At 60.3% G+C, this 20,589-nt stretch carries 17 protein-coding genes; 11 read left to right on the forward strand and 6 right to left on the reverse strand.

The window, feature by feature from the left end; all coding sequences use genetic code 11:
- Positions 1 to 515 precede the first annotated feature (515 nt).
- Positions 516 to 1,556, forward strand: coding sequence for a tryptophan--tRNA ligase (trpS, locus tag A2J01_RS04735; RefSeq protein ID WP_064112177.1), 1,041 nt, complete (start codon positions 516 to 518; stop codon positions 1,554 to 1,556).
- A 191-nt stretch (positions 1,557 to 1,747) separates the two neighbouring features.
- The gene (locus tag A2J01_RS04740) at positions 1,748 to 2,236 is read left to right on the forward strand and encodes a DinB family protein (RefSeq protein ID WP_064112179.1); all 489 of its coding nucleotides are present in this window, start codon (positions 1,748 to 1,750) and stop codon (positions 2,234 to 2,236) included.
- A gap of 75 nt (positions 2,237 to 2,311) precedes the next feature.
- Here the strand turns inward: A2J01_RS04740 and A2J01_RS04745 are convergent, their stop codons facing one another.
- From A2J01_RS04745 to A2J01_RS04755, 3 genes are all read right to left on the reverse strand, one after another.
- Entirely contained in the window at positions 2,312 to 2,755 is a 444-nt protein-coding gene (locus A2J01_RS04745; RefSeq protein WP_143542642.1) for a hypothetical protein, read from the reverse strand.
- 140 nt (positions 2,756 to 2,895) lie between these two features.
- Complete coding sequence (locus A2J01_RS04750; RefSeq protein ID WP_075835706.1) at positions 2,896 to 4,161, reverse strand: zinc-ribbon domain-containing protein; 1,266 nt, start codon at positions 4,159 to 4,161, stop codon at positions 2,896 to 2,898.
- A gap of 66 nt (positions 4,162 to 4,227) precedes the next feature.
- Positions 4,228 to 5,319, reverse strand: coding sequence for a hypothetical protein (locus A2J01_RS04755; RefSeq protein ID WP_047269110.1), 1,092 nt, complete (start codon positions 5,317 to 5,319; stop codon positions 4,228 to 4,230).
- Positions 5,320 to 6,504: 1,185 nt separating this feature from the next.
- Here A2J01_RS04755 and A2J01_RS04765 point away from each other — a divergent pair.
- The 7 genes from A2J01_RS04765 (at position 6,505) to A2J01_RS04795 (ending at position 13,202) form a co-directional block, all read left to right on the forward strand.
- Complete coding sequence (locus A2J01_RS04765; protein ID WP_231915700.1) at positions 6,505 to 7,137, forward strand: DUF6884 domain-containing protein; 633 nt, start codon at positions 6,505 to 6,507, stop codon at positions 7,135 to 7,137.
- A 25-nt stretch (positions 7,138 to 7,162) separates the two neighbouring features.
- A complete protein-coding gene (locus tag A2J01_RS04770; protein ID WP_047269255.1) occupies positions 7,163 to 7,498 on the forward strand; it encodes a hypothetical protein in 336 nt (111 codons plus the stop codon).
- Between the two features lie 520 nt (positions 7,499 to 8,018).
- The gene (locus A2J01_RS04775) at positions 8,019 to 9,209 is read left to right on the forward strand and encodes a hypothetical protein (protein ID WP_125053040.1); all 1,191 of its coding nucleotides are present in this window, start codon (positions 8,019 to 8,021) and stop codon (positions 9,207 to 9,209) included.
- A 125-nt stretch (positions 9,210 to 9,334) separates the two neighbouring features.
- Complete coding sequence (gene mihF / locus A2J01_RS04780) at positions 9,335 to 9,649, forward strand: integration host factor, actinobacterial type (protein WP_047269107.1); 315 nt, start codon at positions 9,335 to 9,337, stop codon at positions 9,647 to 9,649.
- A 137-nt stretch (positions 9,650 to 9,786) separates the two neighbouring features.
- Complete coding sequence (locus tag A2J01_RS04785; RefSeq protein ID WP_052959772.1) at positions 9,787 to 10,512, forward strand: hypothetical protein; 726 nt, start codon at positions 9,787 to 9,789, stop codon at positions 10,510 to 10,512.
- 85 nt (positions 10,513 to 10,597) lie between these two features.
- The gene (dnaG, locus tag A2J01_RS04790; RefSeq protein ID WP_064112191.1) at positions 10,598 to 12,394 is read left to right on the forward strand and encodes a DNA primase; all 1,797 of its coding nucleotides are present in this window, start codon (positions 10,598 to 10,600) and stop codon (positions 12,392 to 12,394) included.
- 610 nt (positions 12,395 to 13,004) lie between these two features.
- Complete coding sequence (locus A2J01_RS04795; RefSeq protein ID WP_058228286.1) at positions 13,005 to 13,202, forward strand: hypothetical protein; 198 nt, start codon at positions 13,005 to 13,007, stop codon at positions 13,200 to 13,202.
- A 67-nt stretch (positions 13,203 to 13,269) separates the two neighbouring features.
- On the opposite strand, the gene A2J01_RS04800 is transcribed toward A2J01_RS04795, so the two are convergent.
- Entirely contained in the window at positions 13,270 to 15,576 is a 2,307-nt protein-coding gene (locus A2J01_RS04800; RefSeq protein WP_047269104.1) for a cutinase family protein, read from the reverse strand.
- A 238-nt stretch (positions 15,577 to 15,814) separates the two neighbouring features.
- Between A2J01_RS04800 and A2J01_RS04805 the strand changes: the two genes are divergently transcribed.
- Positions 15,815 to 16,900, forward strand: coding sequence for a hypothetical protein (locus A2J01_RS04805; protein ID WP_064112192.1), 1,086 nt, complete (start codon positions 15,815 to 15,817; stop codon positions 16,898 to 16,900).
- Positions 16,901 to 16,911: 11 nt separating this feature from the next.
- Here A2J01_RS04805 and A2J01_RS04810 read toward each other — a convergent pair whose 3' ends face one another.
- Positions 16,912 to 17,781, reverse strand: a complete 870-nt coding sequence (locus tag A2J01_RS04810) for a hypothetical protein (RefSeq protein ID WP_064112193.1) — start codon at positions 17,779 to 17,781, stop codon at positions 16,912 to 16,914.
- 88 nt (positions 17,782 to 17,869) lie between these two features.
- Entirely contained in the window at positions 17,870 to 19,012 is a 1,143-nt protein-coding gene (locus tag A2J01_RS04815; RefSeq protein WP_064112194.1) for a hypothetical protein, read from the reverse strand.
- 421 nt (positions 19,013 to 19,433) lie between these two features.
- On the opposite strand from A2J01_RS04815, the gene A2J01_RS04820 reads away from it, so the two are divergent.
- Positions 19,434 to 20,589: helicase HerA domain-containing protein (locus A2J01_RS04820; RefSeq protein WP_156519161.1), on the forward strand; the 1,156-nt coding region annotated here is incomplete at its 3' end.

Below are 20,589 nucleotides of genomic sequence, written 5' to 3' on the forward strand. Positions count from 1 at the left end.
GCTCTGCGCTGAAAGTTGGCAGAGGTCACACTAGAAGCCTCAAAGCAGAAGCCCAGGTAAGGTGGCAGTTTTGCGGGCGATTCTTTCTCGTTCCGTTCCCTCACCGCTGCAGGCTGTCCGCGATTCATGAACTACATACGGCCCGAGCGCCTTCGGTGAGCCGAGGGGTAGTCGGCGGGAAGCGCGGATATGGCATACGGTCGCGAGCATCTCGATGCAGTCGCCGCCGAGCTCAACAACCGGCCCCGCAACATGCTCGGTCGGAGTACACCCGAAAATCGCCTCCGCGGTTTGCTCGATAACTTGTCTCCATAGCCATCGCGACCGAATTGCACCATCGTTCGACACCGGATGAACTGCTAGCCTGACCAGGTGTTCGTGATCCGACAGGCATGGTGGCGGCTGCTCTCGCAGCCCGTCTAACCATGTCGTGGGCTGTATGCAGCCCACGCGCAAGTCGAATTCCGGCCGAGCCCGAGGTTCCGTACAGCCCCTGACCATTCAGGAGCCCTACAGTGACATCCCTCGAAACCACCACCGCACGCAGCGACCGTCTACGCGACGACATCGCCGAAAACCCGAGCCGATACCGAGTCCTGACCGGTGAACGCCCCACCGGCCCACTGCATCTCGGACACTACTTCGGCACCCTCGCAGAAAGGGTTCGCCTGCACCAGCGCGGCGTCGACACCTTCATCATCCTCGCGGACTACCAGGTCATCACCGACCGCGACGCCATCGGCGAAGTCCGCGACAACGTGTACAGCGCAGTGCTGGACTACCTTGCCGCAGGCATCGACCCGCAACGAGCGACGATCTTCACCCACTCCGCGATACCCGCACTGAACCAACTCGTGTTGCCATTCCTGAGCCTGGTCACCGAGGCCGAGTTGCACCGCAATCCGACAGTCAAGGCCGAACACGCCGCCTCCGGGCGTGCCCTCAGCGGTCTCCTGCTCACCTACCCGGTCCATCAGGCCGCGGACATACTCTTCTGCAAAGGCAACCTCGTCCCAGTCGGGAAAGACAACCTCCCACACGTCGAAATGACCCGTGTCATCGCGCGACGCTTCAACGACCGCTACGGCCCGGTCTTCCCCGAACCTCAAGCGCTGCTTACCTCGAGCCCCGAAGTACCTGGACTCGACGGCAGAAAGATGTCCAAGAGCTACGGAAACGCCATCACACTGTCGATGACCGCCGACGACACCGCAGCGGCAATCCGTAAGACACCGACCGACTCACAACGCCGCATCACCTTCGACCCGATCAACCGCCCCGGGGTATCCGCACTGCTGACCACGGCAGCATTGTGCTCGGGCCGCAGCGAGCATGACCTCGCCGCCCAGATCGGAGACGCCGGCGCTGGCGCTCTCAAAGAGCTCACCACCACAACCGTGAACGACTTCCTCGCTCCTCACCGGCAACGCAGAAACGACCTCACCCAAGACCACCGCCATGTCGCCGACGTACTGCGTGCCGGAAGCCAACGCGCGAACGAAATCGCCCAACAGACCCTCGATGAAGTCCGAACTGCGATGGGCACCATCTACTGATCGCCCCCACCCCATTGCGCACTCCAGTACGCTGGACATTCATCGTGTTGCGGCGATCCCAGGAATCCGCCCAGCCCGCCCGGGCCTTTCGCTTCTCCCGCCCAGCGAATTGCCGTTTTGCGTAACCCTCCTCGCCTGATGCCGAGCGACAGATCCTTGGCCGGCCATCTTACTGAATCGAGTGAAAGACCATGTTTAACAACATAATTACTGCCGGAACGGAGCGATCGATCATCGAGAACACGCTCGACCGGAACCGCGAAGCGCTGATCGAGACCGTGCGCGGACTCTCTGAAAGCGATGCCCGGCAACGACTCGTCGTATCGCTGACGACACCGATCTCCTTGATCAAACATGCGGCAGCCGCGGAACGGATATGGTTCCAACGGTTTTGGGCAGGACTCAGCGAATCTGAATGCGATGGTTACTCCCGACGAGACGAAGGTACCTTCGCTGTAGCTGGCGACGAGTCGCTGGCAGATGTCATCGCCGAGTTCGAGCGCGCTAGCCAACGGTCACGTGCGATCGCCTCCCGCTTCGACCTCGACGACACCATGGACACTCCCCGAGAAGGGACCGTCAGCATGCGATGGACGCTGCTTCTGATGATCCAAGAGTTCGCCAGGCACGCAGGTCACGGCGATATCCTCCGCGAACAGATCGACAAGCCGCTACTTTGACAGTCGAACGCAAGACGGATCGTCCTGTTCGCTGCTTGTGCAGTTAAGACTGCTCGGATCCATTGTGCAGGAACATCAGAGCAGAAACCCTCGCTGAGCATCCGCCACGACGGCCGCAGCTACACGCGGTGCCCAACTCTCGTGGCCGAGCAGACTCCACGTCGGATCACGACTATCGAGTGGTGTCGCTGCCAGCTGAACCCGCCGCATAAACCTTCCGACAACAGGGAAGGACAACGCGATCCACCTCCACGAACCATCATCAGAGGCGATACCGAGCCGGCTCATCACGGCAGTCGATAGCACCGACACGTCACCGCCCGCTCCCACAAAAGCGTCCGCCGAGACATTGAGAACAGCCGTCCACGACTGCACCGGCGACTTCGGTCCACGCGGTGACGACTTCAAGCCTGATCTCGCCCGCTGCGGCTTCTCCATCGCAGCTGCCGCCGACTGCGCCCACATCGCATCGTCGCCACGGCTCGCCGGCAACGGATGCGATCGAACATGCTGACGCATCTCGCTACATCCGTCAACGACCTGCACCTCACCGATGGGTTGGGTCGCGAGCAGAAACTGCAACAAAGACCCAACGTCACCTGTTCGGCGTACGTCCGAAAACGCGCCGCCATCGAGACGTCGAGTATGACTACTTCTCGTCACGAGACCTGGCCTTGATCGAACGTGCCGTGAGCCAAAGGGTTCGGCGTGTGTAGCGGATCCGGACGCCCGATCAGCGGGTGATCCGATTTCGGGGCACCGACAATGGCCAGAGCGTCACGATGAAAAGACGCACCGGAGATCGAAGCGACCAATACGACCTTTCGGTCGAAGACAACCAAGGCGGTCGATGACGCCGCGACGTAGTCAGCGCGCAGCTTCCACAGCCCGCGCGCCCGCTCCCACAGCTCTTCCGGTGCGAGGTCCGGCGCATACCCGATGTAGCTCCGTCCGAGAGGATCGTCCATGGCGGCAGGTGTGGATTCGCCCAGCGTCAGTCGCACCGCCGTAATTCGCGGCGAAAACTCCATCGGCCGGAAATGTTGCAGCGTCGCGGACGCGCCCTTTTCTCGGTCGAAGGAAACGTGGTCGAACGTGGGGTAGTGCCTGTCCTTGAGATACACAGGCGGCATCTCACCGTTCGCGGAAAAGCGCTGTTGCTCAAGGAATTGCACCCTATCCTTGATATCGCTACCCAATGGCGTGTCCAGGATATCGAACCCTGCCTTCTTCAACGCCCACTCGATCTCGTGCGGATAGACGTCAGGCATATAGTTCTGACGGAAGTGTCCAGTATCCGCCGGTACGGCCGAATACATCGCCTTCTGACAACTCTGCGGTAGTACCTTGATGATTCGGAGCATGCACGCACCGAGCACCGCTGATTCCGTCCACTTTCGCTGCTGTCGGAACTGCACCTTGTCGATCGCGACGTACAAACAGAGCATCCGAACGAAATACCCTTCTACCAGCGGGAAAATGTGCTCCCACCATTCAACGACCTCGGAGCCCCGGCTACAGAACAACGCGTACAACGCGCTGTTCTCGAGAACACCGATCGCAGTCGGCACATCGTCAGCGTGAGCGTCAAGGATCCGGCGGGCATGCTCGGTGATCTCACACTTGTCACAGGGATGCCCGAGTACCCGAAAGATGGAGTCCTTGCCGGATTGAAACCGGCGATGCCCGCAACTGTTCACTGTGCAACCAGGGGCTACGCAGTACAAGCACGCGTAAATGTCGCCCTGCTTCCACACCATGTCCGAACGACGTTGCAACGGGGTCTCTCGCCATTCGTGGCCGGCCGGGCAGATCCACCACACCATGTCGTTCGACGAGTTCGTTACTGAACCAAGATCAATCCCTGCATTGCGAGTGGGATGCAGCTGACGAAACAACTTCGGATGCTCATCCTTGAGACGCATAGTTCTCCTCCGACTCCTTGGCCCGTTCAACCACGATGAGCACGGCTATGTAGGCAGCACCGCCCGTCAAAGGAGAGTCACCTTGTCGGACGTTTTGATCGGCGCACCTTCCGGTCCCGCGATGTACGTCGAGATCCAGATCGGGTGATGCCGCTGCTCACTCGGGTACCACTGCCGCTTCCAATGGCCCCGAACTGTCCACCGGTGCGAATACACCCGCGACGGTGCTCCATCGTCACCGGTTGCGCGGGCGCCACTGCGAGATCGATACGACAAATACGTCACCAACCCCGGCTGACGACGCCGCCCACTCAATGACGACTTCGCGGTGCGAATCGTGGACGAGTCCACCAACGCTCCCTGTCGAAGCATGTGCGTGAACGAGAGAAATACGGCCAATATCTGCTCAGAACTCCAGCCCTGATAGATGCCCTTTCGGGACCAATCCGGAGCGTCATCGGGCATCCCTGGGGTGTACCCGCCGATATTCTGAAGCGACGGCGGGGAATCACTTTCAGGAGAACTCAATTCCGCCTCGGCAGTTGGGATAGGCAGATACTTGTAATCGCCGAACCTGTATCCCCAGCCCTCCCGAATCTCACCTTGATTCACAATGAAGTCCTGAGCCCCGGTAGTCGGCACCAACTGAACCGAAAGCAGATCATCGACGGTGTTCCACAGCAACACCAGATCGCCCTCCGATTGCGTCAGATAGGCGACACCAGAAGGTGAGGGCAGATCAGCGATCGTGACACCGACTTCCGCTGAGCCCTCACTTCCCGCCAGGATCAGCGCCGTCATTTCCTCGGAGGCAAAGTAAGCGTGCCGGTCCAATGTTGCTCCGCTTGTGCACCGATACCCGCAATAGATGACGATTATCTCCTGCTCGTCCACTGCTTCGTCAGACAAGGCCAGAGCGCCCTTGAACCCGAGATATCGCTCAGGGTTCGCAGAGAGCACCTCCACTGGCTGTCCATAGAATTTGCTCAACCCATTCAACGTCGGGCCGACAACTCCCGACGCGCGGAAACTACGCAACTCCCACACCGAGAAAGCAAATGGTTCCAGATGCTTCATGACCGGCGTAGCTGCCTCGTCGAACGCATCCAACAACAACGGCATCTGCGCTGGCTTCAGCTGCCCCGTCGACAACGCCATTTCTGCTCGCTGCCGAACCGCGAGTCCATGTCGCAGCTGAGCTCCCGGAGTGTGCTTCGGAGGTGCCTCCCGCACAACAACTTTCCTCTTACTCTTCGCCTTACCCATCACGACCCCCTGCGTCGGTTTCCTCTGAAGGACCAGATCCATCCGCGCCTACCGCGACGCTGTCCGGTGGTGCGAACAAGGCCTTTCCTGCCCCAAAGACCTTCCCAACATCATGCCTGATTCGCGAAACTCGAGGACTTCCGACATCGCCCCAGTAGCGTCATCACACACGCCGTGAGCACGAGACAAGGGATACACCGCGCAAGCAGTACGAGTCGCAGGTAGACCTCAACCGCTGGGCATTCTCAGGCGATGTCTGCCCTCGAAACCGGCCATGAACACTGGGCCTGTGGGATTCGCCCAGAGTCTGGCGGCATGCAGCAGGAATCCGGCGTGCAGCCCAGTAACCCACACCGGGCAGGCACCCTGCGCTAGTGCAATGCTGGCCACTCCCAACGGATCATGTCCAGGCGGCCGAGCACTCCAACAACCACGAGGGCGAGCCCACCGCCCCAGAACCGTCGATCCGACCAGTCGCGAGGTTCAGGTAGCCCGTCAATCTCTTCGTGAAATGCCTGAGCCGCAGAGAAGGGGTCGGATCGACTTGACTGGACCTGCTCAGGTAGCCAAGCGAAGTGCCCTGCTGTCGGCGTGTGGGAGGCGTTAGGCATCGCAATCATCCAATTCTTCAGAGGGGGCGCCTCGGTCGTCGAGGTCCTGACTCGATCCGAGTCGATCGAGTGACCCCAGACTGACCGGGCTGGGTGGGAGGTGCGGCACGTAAAGACATCAGCTCGACTGAACCCGAACCTGCTCCTCAGATTCAATGCCGCGCGAGCGAATCCATCCGTGCCGCAACACTTCCACTCCGTTCATAGCGTGTTGAGGACAGGTGCAAGCACATTGCACGAACCAATATCACGGGCGGACGCACCGATGGCACTCTTTACTGCGAAATATAGATACGACGACCCCACACTCACAGCGCCAACACCAGGAGCAGCGCTGATCAACGACGTCGGACTCGTCGTGTCAGTGCCCGGTATCGGTCCGAAGACCGGAGGCCGACATGCAGGGATCCCATTGGCAATTGGACCTGTTCACACCAGAATCTTCCGGCCCCATGACCGTATCGAAATGACTCTGCCGAACACCCAATTGCTTTTGTGGACCGCACCATTCGAGACGGCAGCGTTTCGTGCCGGATATCAGGGTGCACTGGCCAAGCGCGAAGGCTGGCACTGGCTGAACTGGACCATCGCGGAACATATCGCGCACGACCTCGAAGTCGAGACAACGGAACGAGCCGGTTCAGCCGACATCACCCCAGTCGTCGCCGACGGATCACCACTGGTGGTGGTTCCCTGCGGCGCCGTAAAGTCCGCCGTCGCATCACCTGCAGGCGAAATGTATCGAAGCGGATACCACCGGCTCGGGCTCAAAGCTGCACGGGCGCTGACCAGCCCAGAGTCGATCAGAATCCTCTCAGCGCTCCACGGTCTTCTCGCCCTCGACAGGATGGTGGAGCCGTACGACTTGCGGATGGGTAGCCCCGGATCGATCACCGCAGATGCTCTCGAAGCTCAGGCAATCGATCAAGGGCTCTTCGATCATCGCAACGTCGTCGTCCTCGGTGGCCGCAGCTACACCCGTATCGCGCAATCCGTTTGGCCGAATGCCCGCACCCCTTTGGCTGGAACTCGAGGTATCGGAGACCAGCAACATCGCCTTGCCCGCATCGCCGAATGCGGTGCGCAGGCACTCACCTAACCCCACGATGACACCAGGAGTGACCATGACAGTGACCGAAATCCCGGAGGCCTTCGCCAAGGCATTCATCGCGTACGCCAACGACAGCAATGGCGACGCAGATGACCTGGACCTCAGCGTCTCCGAAGATCGACGTGAGCTGTACCTATCGAACGACCATCCCGGATTCTGCCCTTACCTGCAGTTGAGCTCCGACGGCGGTGATTCGGCAACTGCCGAAATCCGATCCGCAGTGAGTGTTCGCCGGACCGATGGCGGCTTCGACCGCACCGAACACCTTGACGCCCAGGTCATCGTCCCGCTCTCAGACTTGGAGGAAGCAGCCCGCCTCGCAGTCGAGTGCTGGATCACGACTCTCTGACCCACGGCCAAAGCATCGGCTATATCGCAGGCCTGCGCCGGCCGATCAAGTCGGTGCCATTGAGCGCAGTCCATTCGAGCCTGGCGCACTCGAATGGACTGCACGTAGAAATCAGCGTTGCTGTCCAACGAAAAGGCTTTCCTTGAAACACTTCCCGCAGATCGTCGAATCCACGAGCTCTGATCAGGGAGGCTCAGCTGGACACCAACGTAACCAGCGCTGAAACCGTCGTCGACGACAACATCACTAGGGTCTACCTACGCCAACGAGGACCCACGTATCCAACGATAGAACGATTCGTTGTGATTGCACCTGACCTGGCGCCATCGAAGGAATCCGAGCACTTCGGCGGATGGTGGAAAGCCACCATCTGAACGCCGCCGGTAGCAGTCAGCACCCGAGCTTCACAAACGTACGCATCTAGGTCGCAGAGAACACGGGCCGGTATGCCGCATGACCGGAAGCCATTATGCGATCCTGAGTCCATCGGAGAATGCACTACAAACACGAGGGGACTTTCGTGTCCATAGCCAACACCATTTCCACGAAGGCCGTCGTCGGCGCCATCAAGGTGATCCACGCGCTGCCTGAGAGAGTCGAAGGCGTCACCATCGCCGTCGACGGAGACACCCTGACAATCGCCGGTCGAGATGCCTGGGGATCTTCGGTGACCGTCCTGACCGCGTTACCTCAAGACGAGACCAAGAGTCCTCGCGAACGCATTGCCCCCGTGTGGGTCGTGGACAACCAAATTCGGACCATCGTAGAGACTTCAAGCTCACGTTCGGACCGAAGTGCGCTGACCTACAGCGATGGGTTCCTTAGGTTCGGCAGTCAATTCAAAGTGCGTGCCAACAAACACGACTCGTCAGACGAGAAGTTGCTCAATACTCAACCAACAGCAGCAGTTTCTCCGACGGAACTAAAACAAGCTTTGGCCGTTCTCGCGCCACACGCAGCGACCACAGGATCCAAACCTGCTGTGAATGTCCGTATTGGCACTGCGGCCGACGGCTCCATCTCTGTCGCAGTCGCCGGCGACTACTCCGCAGGGACCGTCACGCTAAACGCAATTGGCGGCACAAGCCGGCGAGCGGCGATCGGGTATACGGGGATCGGAGTACTGGCCGCGTCAGCGAAACTGCTGAAATCGAGCGCAGACCAATGGACCTTGACGGCAGCGGTCACCGACTCCACCTGCCAGACTGAGATTTCTGACGGCACGACGACGGTCATCCACAACGCTCAAACAGCGGGTATGCCCGATTTCGACGATGCACTCGCTGAGCCAGACGGCTTGCGGTGCTGGGATCTCGATATCGCAGACCTATCCGATTTCGACCGATTCCTCTCGGTACTGCCCCGAGTATTCAGTGCAGACGGAGCATTCATCCAGATCCGAAACACCGGACAATCCCACGGCGCGAAACATCCGATCGAGTTGGTCGCCCGATCGGGCAGCAACCTTGCCGTGGCTGGGGATTTGTTGCGCGGACAGAGCATCCCCATCGTCAACACCACCAGCGTGGACGACGTCGAGGTCGACGTCGCACTGCCACAGATGAGGCAGATCGTCACCAGCGCGATGAACGCAGGCGGCGGAACCGTCACGCTGCGCGGATATTCCCCTTACGAGACGATGGGGAAACTGTTCCTCAGGGGAAAGAACGTCACAGCGGTCACGATCAGTAGGATCCCGCAGCCACTCTGAGCAGCGATCGACAGTGCCGCTACGCCGTAACTGTCACTGCTACAACAGAACTACTCGGCTATACGAAAAGCCAACCAGGATCACGGCAGTGAATCGACTGCCCAACCCAGCAAAGGGAGAAGCCCATGTCGCTACCCGTACTCACCCCTGAACAGCGTGCCGAGAGCTTGAAGAAAGCCGCAGAAATGCGCAAGGCACGAGCAGATCTCAAAGCCAAACTGAAAGCTGGCACTGTGAAGGTCGAGGAAGTACTCGAGCGCGCAGACAGTGACGCCGTCGTTGGCAAAATGAGAGTCCTTCACCTGATCGAATCACTCCCCGGCCGCGGCCGCCAAGGCGCGATCAGCCTGATGGGCAGACTCGACATCTCCGAGGCGAAGCGAGTAAAGGGACTCGGACGTGTTCAGCTCGCACGGTTGCGCACCGAGTTGGTCGCATAGCTATTCAACTGATCCGGCTGTGGCGCCCACGACGAACCGACTGGGCGCCACAGCGACGTTCAGGCAACCAATCGAGAAACGCCGCACACACCCCAACTAGCAGGCGATCCTTCCTGTCCGGGATACTGTCAGATGCTATGTCACCGACCCCGCGACAGCCCGAATCACGATTCCGGCCGACACCCTGGAAGAACAAGCCGGCCACTCCCGGCGCGTTCGCAGTGATCGACATTGACGGGGTACTCGCGTCGATGGCGGAGTTCGAGCCGTTACTGAACACGGAGCGATCGCAAGATCGGGACTGGCATACTTTCCACCGGTCCTACAGCCGCGCAAAGGTGATCCGGGCTGGGCGAAAACTGGTCGAGATGTTGCAGTCCGCAGGCCTACAGATCGCATACTCGACGACCCGCCCCGAACAGTTCGCCCGAGCTACTTGGAACTGGTTGCTCAGCCACAAGTTCCCCCCGGGCCCGATCATGTTTCGGCACTTCATCAAAGACGGGTCGCGGCCTCAGGACGAGGTGAAAGTCCGGCAATGGTGGGCGTGGCAGGACGAGCACGGACCCGCGCAACCCATCATCGCCTGGTTCGACGACAGCCAGACCGCCAGCAACATGTTAAGGGCGCATGGCTGTCCGGCATGGCATCCGAAAGAATTCCTGAAGAAAGTTCGATCAGTCGGCGGCACGAAAGACGCCGTTGTCGAGGTACTCAAAGCCGGGCCGATCGACATGGCAACTCTCGACGAACGACTCTCGTCATCGCGCGGCGCCTGGCAGCAATCCGAAGACGCCTGGCAAGCGAAGCAGAAGGCCTGGTTCAAACGGCATCAACAAGCGCTACGCGATCGGAACCGATAGAACTGATTTGGCCAGTGCCACGCCCTGAACCAGCTCTTCTACGCTGAGGTGGCAACACCGAATCTGACAAGGGTAGGAGCGTGGAGTGGACCTGCAGAATCCGCGTACGCCCCGATTCTCCACGGAGTTCTTGAATGAACTGCGTTCCCGCACAAGCCTTGAACTGGTGGCCGCGGACTATCTGGACCTCAAACCTGCAGGCGTAGGCCGTGTGAAAGCGCTGTGCCCCGTCCATTCCGAGCGGACACCGTCGTTCACGATCAACATCGACTGGGGCCGATTCCACTGCTTCGGATGCGGCGCGAGCGGCGACGCCATCGACTTTCTGATGCAAGTCGACGGACTCCGCTTCGTAGAGTCGGTTTCAGAGCTGGCCAATCGTGCCGGGTTGGCAGTGCCTCAAGGTTCAGATTCCCTCGCAGACAACGATCTTCGCGCCCGAAATGAACTTCGCAGCGTCCTTGAAAAAGCGCAACAGCTCACCAGCGAATGGCTTCTCACACTCCCCGAAGGCCGAGCAGCCCGCGACTTCCTTCGAGCGAGAGGCTTCACCAGCGAGCACGCGCAGGAATGGGGTCTCGGGTACAACCCTGTCGGCGGCAATGCTCTCAGCGCTGCGCTCACCGCTGCCGGACACCCGCTCGAGATCCAACGAGATGCCGGGATCACCAAGGAAGGGGAACGTGGGCACTACGACGCGTTCCGCGGCCGATTGATGTGGCCGATCCACGACCCGCAAGGGCGCATAGTCGGATTCACCGGACGCGACCTCACCGGAACGGCGCCAGCGAAGTACCTCAACACCAGCGGCACCGACCTGTTCCATAAAGGTGATCTGCTGTTCGGCTACGACAAGGCTCGTCGTTCAATGCTCCAACGTCGTCAGGTATTCGTCGTAGAAGGTCAGACGGACGTGATGGCAATGGTCGCCTCCGGATTGGACAACACCGTCGCAGCATCCGGAAGCGCCTTCAGCAGAACCCAAGCCGAGCTGCTGGCGTCCCGCGTCGGCGACGGCGGTGAAATCATCGTGGGATTCGACAACGACACAGCTGGACGAAAAGCCGCTTGGGCACTGTTCCAAGCATGCCAGGGCTTCACGACCAACATCACCGTGCTCGATTTCACTGCCTATGGCGACAAATCAGATCCGTGCGACGTGAGAACCGTCGGAGGCGCTGATGCACTGGTGGCAGCGACCGACAAACGGCGTCCCGCACTGCGCGCCTTGCTAACCGGCGACATAGGCAACTTCGATCTCACCACTCCGGAAGGAAAGGTGAACGCCACCGAACAAGTGCGGCGCAGGCTTTCAGCTGTGCAGTCCGCTGTGCTCCGCAGGGAGTACCAACAGTGGGCGGCAACTGAGATCGGCGTCGATACCGGTGACGTGTCTCCGACACAGTCAGGTGCAAGTCAGTCCCCGGCGACAGACGCAGCGCCGCTAGATCAGCCGTTAACTGATGCAGACTGCAGTTTGGCGGCGTACTTCATCGCCTATCCGCAGACAGCCGAAACTGTATTAGCGCAACTCAAGACCGATCTCTATCAGCTGTTCTCACGCCCAGTCGCAGAGATTGTCGAGATGTCCACGGTGATGTACCCCGCCGGCAGGCCAGTATCCGGAGACGCCGCCGAGTTGTGGTCGCAGGTCATGACCGAGGCGGTCGAGCATAAACACCACAGGCTGCTGTGGCTGATCGCATTCACCGAGGTGATGGACGCTGCCAGCGCTGTCGACACTGCATCGCGGGTGCAGAGACGGACCTTGCTGCACGCACAGACTCAGCTGCAGCAGCGATTGACGGCCGGCGGTGACGATGAGGCTGAGATCCTGCAGGAACTGATGCGAGTGAACCAGCTCTTGCGTCGTCGCGTCTGACTCGACTTTGGGTGCTGGATCCGTGCCGCGCAACGCGGCAGTGGTTGTTAAACCTCTTCTATCGGACCCACACACCTAGATACCGGCCTGCGACGTGAGTAGGCGAGGGAGGCCCACAACCATGACCAACAACGCATTTGCCCGGCCAGCCAGTAAGTTCGGGCGACCCCGCTCAGGCCCGGTGCCAGTCGCTCAGCCCCGAGCGGCCACGGTACCGACAGATACGAAGGACGATACGGACATACCGCCTCAGGACGCATCTCGCGCGGTTGAAGAGACGTCGGACTCCGAGACCTCGGCTGAGCCGGAAACGTCAGCCTCTGTGGACTCTGAGGCGAAAGTGGATCCCTCGGTGGACGCAGCCACGCCTGAGCCCGGCACTACGCCGGAGTCGGGGGGTTGTGGGGCGGTGAAGCACGATCCCCTTCCATCGCCAGTCTCCACACCTGAGCCGAGTCCCACGTCAGAGCCGGGTACACCTGAACCGGGGAAGCGAGATCCCGCACCCACGCCAGAGGACTCACAGCAGGTGAAGTCAGGAACCAAAAGAACTACGCGAACCAACAATCGACCGCGCAAAGACGTAGCCCCTCCAAACGCGATCCCATTGGTGGTGATCTCCGAAGGCACGGCCGCCACATCTGACGAAGTCCACATCCTCGACCTCGACAAGACGACCGACCTCGACGACGTCGATCTCCTCGAAATCGTGAGAGGACTGCGACCCGTCGCCGATAGCGAACTCAAGACCAAGACCGTCAGAACCCTCATGGCCATGATCGAGCAGAAGGCACTTGCAGACGGTTAGGCACGCTCAACGAAACGACTGTGGCCCACCCTCTTTGCCAGAGAGTGGGCCACAGTCGTCGTAAAAGCTACGCAGTGACAGAGATTCGCTTGAACCAATCATCTACCCACTGGTACGGATCCTGATTGCCGGCAATCTGAATGGTGTCGAAAGCTACGTGAAGGCTGTTGCCCGAGTGCACGGCCGGATTGGTTGCCAACTGCAGCAAACCTTGGTTGTCCTGAGCCAACGCCTCGAGAACCCGGGGGATCGCTATCGGCAACTTGTCGAATTGAAGGGGACTGGTCATACCGGCTTCCGCGAAGGCCTGCGAGATCCTGTCCACGACCTTGTCCAACCCGAGGTTCTTCATCGCGGTGTCCCCTGCATTAGGGAGCTGAGCGAGAATCGCTGGAATATCCGCGATTTGAGCGAAAACCTCAGGTAGCGCGTTCGGCAGAGCCGATACACCCTTCGCCAACAACGCCGCGCCAGCGGGATTGCCCATACTTGTCATGGCTGAACCCGCAATCATTTCAACCATCGACTGCAGCGTCTCCGCGGACAACTTCGACCGTGGCATACCCGTGATGTCGGCAACGGTGTTGACCGCCTGCAGCGAGAGCAAGCCCACCATACGATTCGCGCCATCGACAGTCGCGAGCTCACCTAGATTGCCGGAAACGTTCTTCCCCACCTGGACAAGCTGACGTGCCAGCTCTGAGTTTTCAGGGAGTGAGCACACAACGTCTCCGGGAACGCAGATTTCTGCGACGACCCCGGACAAAGCACCGAAGTCTGAATCGCGTTGCCCTGACAAGCCGCCACCCGATACCGCTCCCATGGTCACTGGTGCGACATCAACTTTACGGTTCTCGTTGACGTTGACCGCAATTCGGGCTTCTGGCTTTACTCCGTCCCCCGCCAACGACTTGGCGAAGTTGCTTGCGAGCCCACCATCTGCCGTGTTGTTCGTCTCGCTACCGGCCGCCGCAGTCTTACTCGAGGAAGGTGCAGCTTTGGACGTCGTGGGTGCCTTTGGCGATGTCGACGGCTTCGCCGCCGGCGCATTGTTGATTCCGTCGCGATTAGTTCCGTCGTCGAGGGGCTGCATCAGCGGATCATCGGTGACCGACGGGGCGCGAGTTGAAGCAGCGCCGGGGGACTCAGCGGATGAACTCTTACTGCTCGACGTCGTGGTCGGGCTGTGAGAGGTGGTCGTGGATCCGGACTGACCGGCAGCTGGACGCTTGGTCGTCGTCTCTGCCGAGTTGGTGCTGCTACCTGCAACAGAGGCGGTTTCCTCCGGGGCGGTCGTCGTTGCGACAGCCTGACTATCCGAGTCGGGGACGGCAGCGTGGGTAGTCGTGGTTGTCGTTGACTTCTGCGTCGACGACGTGGGTGCAGTTGCATCAGCAACAGCACGTCCAGTGTCGCTGACCTGTGTCGCGACTTGGTTTACCAGCGACCGGAATCCGTCGGTGAGCTGCAACTGCATCTGCGCGAAGGACGGAGATTCGACGATCTCTTTGATCTTCTCCTGAAGACTCGTGGGCAACGCCGGTTGGGTCTGAGTCGTGTCCGCCAAAACATTCGAGGTTTCTGGACGCTTCGGATCTGAGAACAATCCGACAGCGACCACACTGTCCGGGTTGATGCTCGTGCGCCGCTGTCCAATTGCCGTGGCCACGTCGCCACCGATTTCGGCACCCTGTGAGAATCCCAGCAAGATCTGCTGTGCCTCTGGGCAGCGATTCGCCACATCCTCCATCGTTGCCAACGTCGCTTGAACGCCAGTCGAGACGCTCCGGAGGTAACTGGTGCCGTTGACCGAGGCATCAGAGGCGTACGGGATGAATGTCGCTGACACCTGGTTTCCCAGAGCAGCTGTCAAAGGTTCCACCACCTGAGCGAGAAGGCCGACAGGAGCATTCGGATCAGCGGTAGGACCCGTCTCGAATGTGCCAGGCACAGCTGTGATCACGGTAGCTGCACACCGCGGTGCGGTGGAACCGGTCAGCATTCCGTCAGTTCCCTTGGAACCAGGGATGATTGCGCCCGGCGGTAGTGCTCCGGCGATCAGATTCACACCCTCCCTGACGGGCGCTGTGACGGCTTTGTCCGTGATCGCATCTCCCGTCACGTTTGGCGTCGACGCGGTAGCCTGTCCGTTCCCGCTCGCTGCGGCTGCGGTGTTGGCTGCAGCGGTGGCCGCTGCCGTCCAGTCGACGGTTCCAGCTAGGTCTCCCAGGTCAGGAATCGCCGAAGTTATAGCGGCGACCGTCGTGGTGGTTGGATCCGCCGAAGCGGACGCCGTTGCCGTGACACCGATTGTCACCAGCGACAAGGCGGTGCCGGCCGAGACCAGGCCCAGTATTCGTCTGCTTCGCTTCATCAGTTCCCCTTGTTGTGGCGGGCCAGCCGACTTGAATCAGGAGTTGATTATTCGATAGCTGTCCCATGCTGCTTCTCCGATACATGCAGGGTAACAGAGCGGTCACTGGTCTTCGTGGTTCCTCCGCAGCGCATCAGCGCACGTCAGAGTTCATTTCGGGATGGCGTCCGATGCTGCCGCTCTGCGTAGTTGAGCCTCATACGCTGGCTGTGCACGATCATCTTGAGTGAGGAGGCCTATGCAATTCGACACGGTGCTCGATACAGCCAGCCAACTACTGGCAGCGATCGACCCACAACAGCAGCACAGTGATTTGCTATCGCACCTACAACGAACGCAGGCCATTCGCATTGCACCCACGCGTGGACCTGCGAACGAACCCGATCTTGTGTGCGTAGACGGAGGTGTAGCGCACGAGCAAACTGATGCCCTGACGTGGATCGCCGCCGTTGGAGTCAGCAGTGATCTCCGTTCGAGTGTCCCCGCGACGATGGTCATGCCAGTTTCGTCGGAAACCGATCGGGCGCGGTCGATGTTGATGGCATTGTGTGAGCTCGCCGCAGCCCTTGACACCGCCGATCGAAGTCACGTCGTTTGGATGGACGGGTCGCTGGCCACCCCACTGATTTCGATCGCCACAGGGCTCTTGACCTCCGATCCGACGACTGCGGAGTTGGTCTGTGCAACATTGGCCGACTGCAACACCGAAACCCTGATAGGTGACTACGTCCACTACGGACTGCAAGGACGTCTGCGAGCGCTTCCTAAGCAAGACACAGCATCTGGCTATTGCAAGTTGTGGGCGGCGCAACTCGGTGAGGGCAGTGGGGCTTGGTTGAACATGCAGCGCGACCGCATCGCGGCCACCTCAGTATTGCAATCGGGGGAGTACCTACGACCTCGCCGAGCCGATGAAGCACTGCGAGTGACAGCGAAGGCGACGGCCGATGCCCCGAAACCGGTGCGAGAGTGGGCACACGTAATCGATGAATTACTAGGTCACTGGCGTGAAGAGCTACCCGTCTTCGTTACTTACGTTCTTCCCCGAGGAATGCCATTGCGAGCCGTAAAGATCGAGTACACGCTCTCGGCCGACGTCGACGATGCCGACATTGACGATGTCGCGGACTCCGTGGCGGCCGACTTGTGCGCCAAAGTCAGTGAGACGATCATCGGAACCCGAGTGATCGAGCCGTTCCCTCAACACCAGGCCGACACCTTCGCCAAACGAGAAGTGACATCATTGATTACACAATTGATGGGCGCAGCATCGAGAACATTCAGTGAGACGCATCCTGCCGGGATCCGGCACTACCGGACCTGACAATTCTCCTGTCAGGCCGGCACGATCTGGGTGATCATCCATCCGCCCGGACCGGGGGCCACAGAAATCAGCATCGGGTCGACCTGCTCAATTCGCATCGAGTTCGAAGGCTTCAACGCGACGGACACCCGATATTTGTCCGGTGAATCAGTAGGCTCAATTGTGGTGCAGTGCAAGGTATCAGAGGCAATCTTGTCGATGTAGGGCTGAATGCCTGCCGGATCCATCTGCAAGGAAGGGTCGTAAGTAGATGCCACCTTCGTCCCATCGCGATCCACGTAATAGTGGTATTCGAATGCGGCGATCGTGCCTGGTCCGGTTGCTCTGTCGCCGACGCTATTAGTCACCGCAACGATGTCCCCCGGGCTCGGATCGGTGCAGAAGGGCGGTGTGACAGCGGTGGGTGGGGGCGTCGTGGACGGTGCTGGAGGGATGGTGGCAACCTCGCTGCTCGTCTCGGGGAAGGCCTCCGCCAAGGGAGTGCTGTCTTGCGGAAAAGCATTTGTGAGAGCGAAAGTTCCAGCGCCCACAACAGCGAGCGCGGCAACAACCAGAGATCCCACAATTACTGCAGTCTTGCGGTCGCGGAGCTTGGACGGCAGCGTGCCCTGGCGGATACCGGCGGATACCGGCGGATCGACACGGGGCTTGCGTGGAGCTCGCTGGTACAAGGATTTGTTCGGCGGGGGAACATATGGCCCTGATGATTCGGACTCGGCGGTGTTGGAGTCGAAAAGCTCAGCGTGAGTGGGTGCGGTGAATGTCACTGGCTCCGTGTGCGGAGAGGGGAGCGGACCGGACGTACTGTCGTCGACGTCGCTGCCGAGCTGCGGATCGAGATAGTCGTCGTCTGTTGATCCCCGAGTGTCCCAGTCGTTCATGCAGATTACCTACCGATACCGATCGGGCCGGGGAGGGTGCTGGGCCTCAGCGCCCTCCCCGGCAGGATGTGATGAAATCGTGGTTCGACTACGGAGCGATGACCTGATCAATGCCCTGCTGAGCAGCGCCGACCGCAGTATTGATGCGGTCAGTGAATGGCGTCAGCATTGCGTTGATCGGCGCAACAGCCTCGGCATGCGCCGTAGCCGCCTGGTCGATCACGTCCAGCGCAGGCTGTCCCGCGACGTTGACGACTGTCTGCCGGAACTGCTCGTTGGCGTGCTCGAAATTCGCCGGAGCATCGGCAATTGCCTGAACGACGCCCGCACCGGCCGGGGTGCTCGCAAGGCCTTGAGCCGAGTTCGACACGTCCTTCGTGATCTGGACAGGGTCCGGATCCGGCAGCTGAGGAAGCTCGGTAAGGACGAGTTCGTCATCGGTGGCCTCGCCACCACCGATGAGCCCGCCAGTGATCGCCCCACCGACGCCGCCGACTACGAGGCCGATTGCACCGCCCAATGCAGCACCACCTGCAGCGCCCGCTGTGTAGCCCACTGTGGCACCCGGAACGGCCGCGATACCGGGGGCGAATGGCAGAATTGCCTGTGTAACAGCGGCGCCGAAGGGAACACCCACCGGGCCGCCGAGAGCGCCTCCTGCGATTGCGAACGGCACTGCAGTGACGACGGCGCCGACCGCTGCTCCGGAGACCATCGACGCGGCAACTCGATCAGAGCGGTTGTCGTCGACACCAACGGAACGCCAGAACCCGGACGCATCCGATTCCCAACCCGCGAGTGTGTAGTTCGTCGTGTCGAGGACCTGATCGGTCATCCAATTCGGTTTCTTCGCAATGCGGTCACCGGCGCGGAGCAGTTGCTCACCCTTTTCGTCGACAGGGGCTTCGATTGGTGCGACTGTGGGAACTGCGGTCGGCGGCCGGAACGTTTGCTGCTGCAACGGGGGTGAGTAGTCCGCATCAGGACTGGTCGTCGGGATCGGGCGTGACGGTGCCTGCTGTGCCTGCTGTGACGGCGGAACCCAATAGGTGCGCTCTTCGGGTGGTGTCGGTGCCGGATTTGGTTTCGGCGTCGAAACACCGGCCTGTCCACCACCGTTGTTCTGCGTCTGGGTTCCCTGCTCGCCGCCGGCACCGGGAGTGGTCACGCCACCCTGGGGGGCCGCGTAAGCCACCCCGGTGGGGAGAGCTGCGAGAGCAAGCACGCTCACTGTCGCGGCCGTGGCGATCGTGCGTTGGCGGTTAGTGACCCGCCGGTGGTTTCCCTTTGATTTGCCCATTCGCTTCGTCGGGCGCAGTAGCGCCCTGCTCCTTTCTGCTGCGTAGCAGGACATTGGTGCAGTCCAACTACGTTCACGCATGGGCCTGAGCCCCTACGGGATGTGTGAGTTTCTCCGACGATGGAAATCGTAAACTGGGCGGTTCCGGTGCTCCTCCCCTTGACGCGGACACACCTGCTGAGTGCAGGGTCAAACACCACTCCACACCTCAATAACCTGTTGTTTTCTCACTTTCCGGCAACAGCGCCAGTGGCTTTCGGCGGCCCCGCCTACACAGAAGACAGGTGCCGCACAGGGCAATCGCCGCAGATACCGTCGCTCTCACCGCACCAACGAACCGAAATGAGGAACTGTGGACATTGGTGGCCTTGCCGTTATCGGCTCACCCTCAACATGCGATTCGGCGGTCCTCAATCTGAGCAGTCGCTCCTACCACCTCGCGCTACTCGGATCGATGCTTGCCTTCACGATCGTCTTCGACAACGGCTCCGAGGAGTTGGCGCTTGGGACGGTCACGAAAGTCGAAACGATCAATCCTGTGCACACCGCCAACGCACGAGAAGCTATGCACGTAGCGACGAACGGCGCCATCGAACACCAGTCAGGTGACAGCGGAGACACCCGCGCTGTCACCATCAAGGTCGAAGCGGTCTTCCGGAACTGGGATGGAAAGTGGCGGAAACACGCTGCGGTGTTGTCAAATTCGCCGGCGACAGGCACTCCAGTCGCGCTCTTGGACCAACAGACCGCAGACGAACTGATGGCAGATACCGATCAGCCGGCATACATCGGGACTCTGCGCGGCTCTTCCGTCCGAATCCCGTTCACATTGCCGGACTTCTCCGGTCCCCGCGGATCTCGGCATCTGGCCGTTCTCGGTGCAACAGGATCCGGAAAGTCCGTCTGCTTCGAATACGTGCTCGCATCACAACTTCGCTGGCCAGGGATGGGACAGATCATCCTGGACCCGCAGGGGCAGTGGGCAACAGAACACGGACTGCCGTTTTCGCTGCAAGGCCTCGCAACAGCCTGCGGCCGCACCGTTTTCGTGGCCCGATTGTCTCAATCGTTGCGACTCCGAAAGGACGCGCCACTCTTCTTACGGCTCCTCGAGGAATCGAAATGGTTTCGGAACCTTGCCTTCGGTGCAAGTGCAGACGAGAACGTCGCTCAAGCCCGCGACATGCTGCACGCGGCACTGCAGGACAAGAAAGCGCTCAAAGCAGCTTGCGGGACTGATGATTGGACCGAATCGGCACCAGAGGCGGTAATGACATACCTCCTCGACAGCCTCCACGGGATTCTTCCCGCCGGCACAATCTACGCGGGAACCGAGCAACAGAATCGCGTGGCGCGCACCATCTATCGACCCACTTCCGACTCCGAGGGCGAACCGATCGCCGAACACATCCTCGATCGACTTCCGCCCGGAGCGCTCGACCCCTCTGGGCATCAAAAGTTTCAGCAACTGCTGGCTGTATTTTCCGCCCTGCACTCTCTGTGGTCGC

It is taken from the genome of Rhodococcus sp. EPR-134 (assembly GCF_001647205.1).
In the GTDB taxonomy this organism is placed as follows: Bacteria; Actinomycetota; Actinomycetes; order Mycobacteriales; family Mycobacteriaceae; genus Rhodococcus_F; species Rhodococcus_F qingshengii.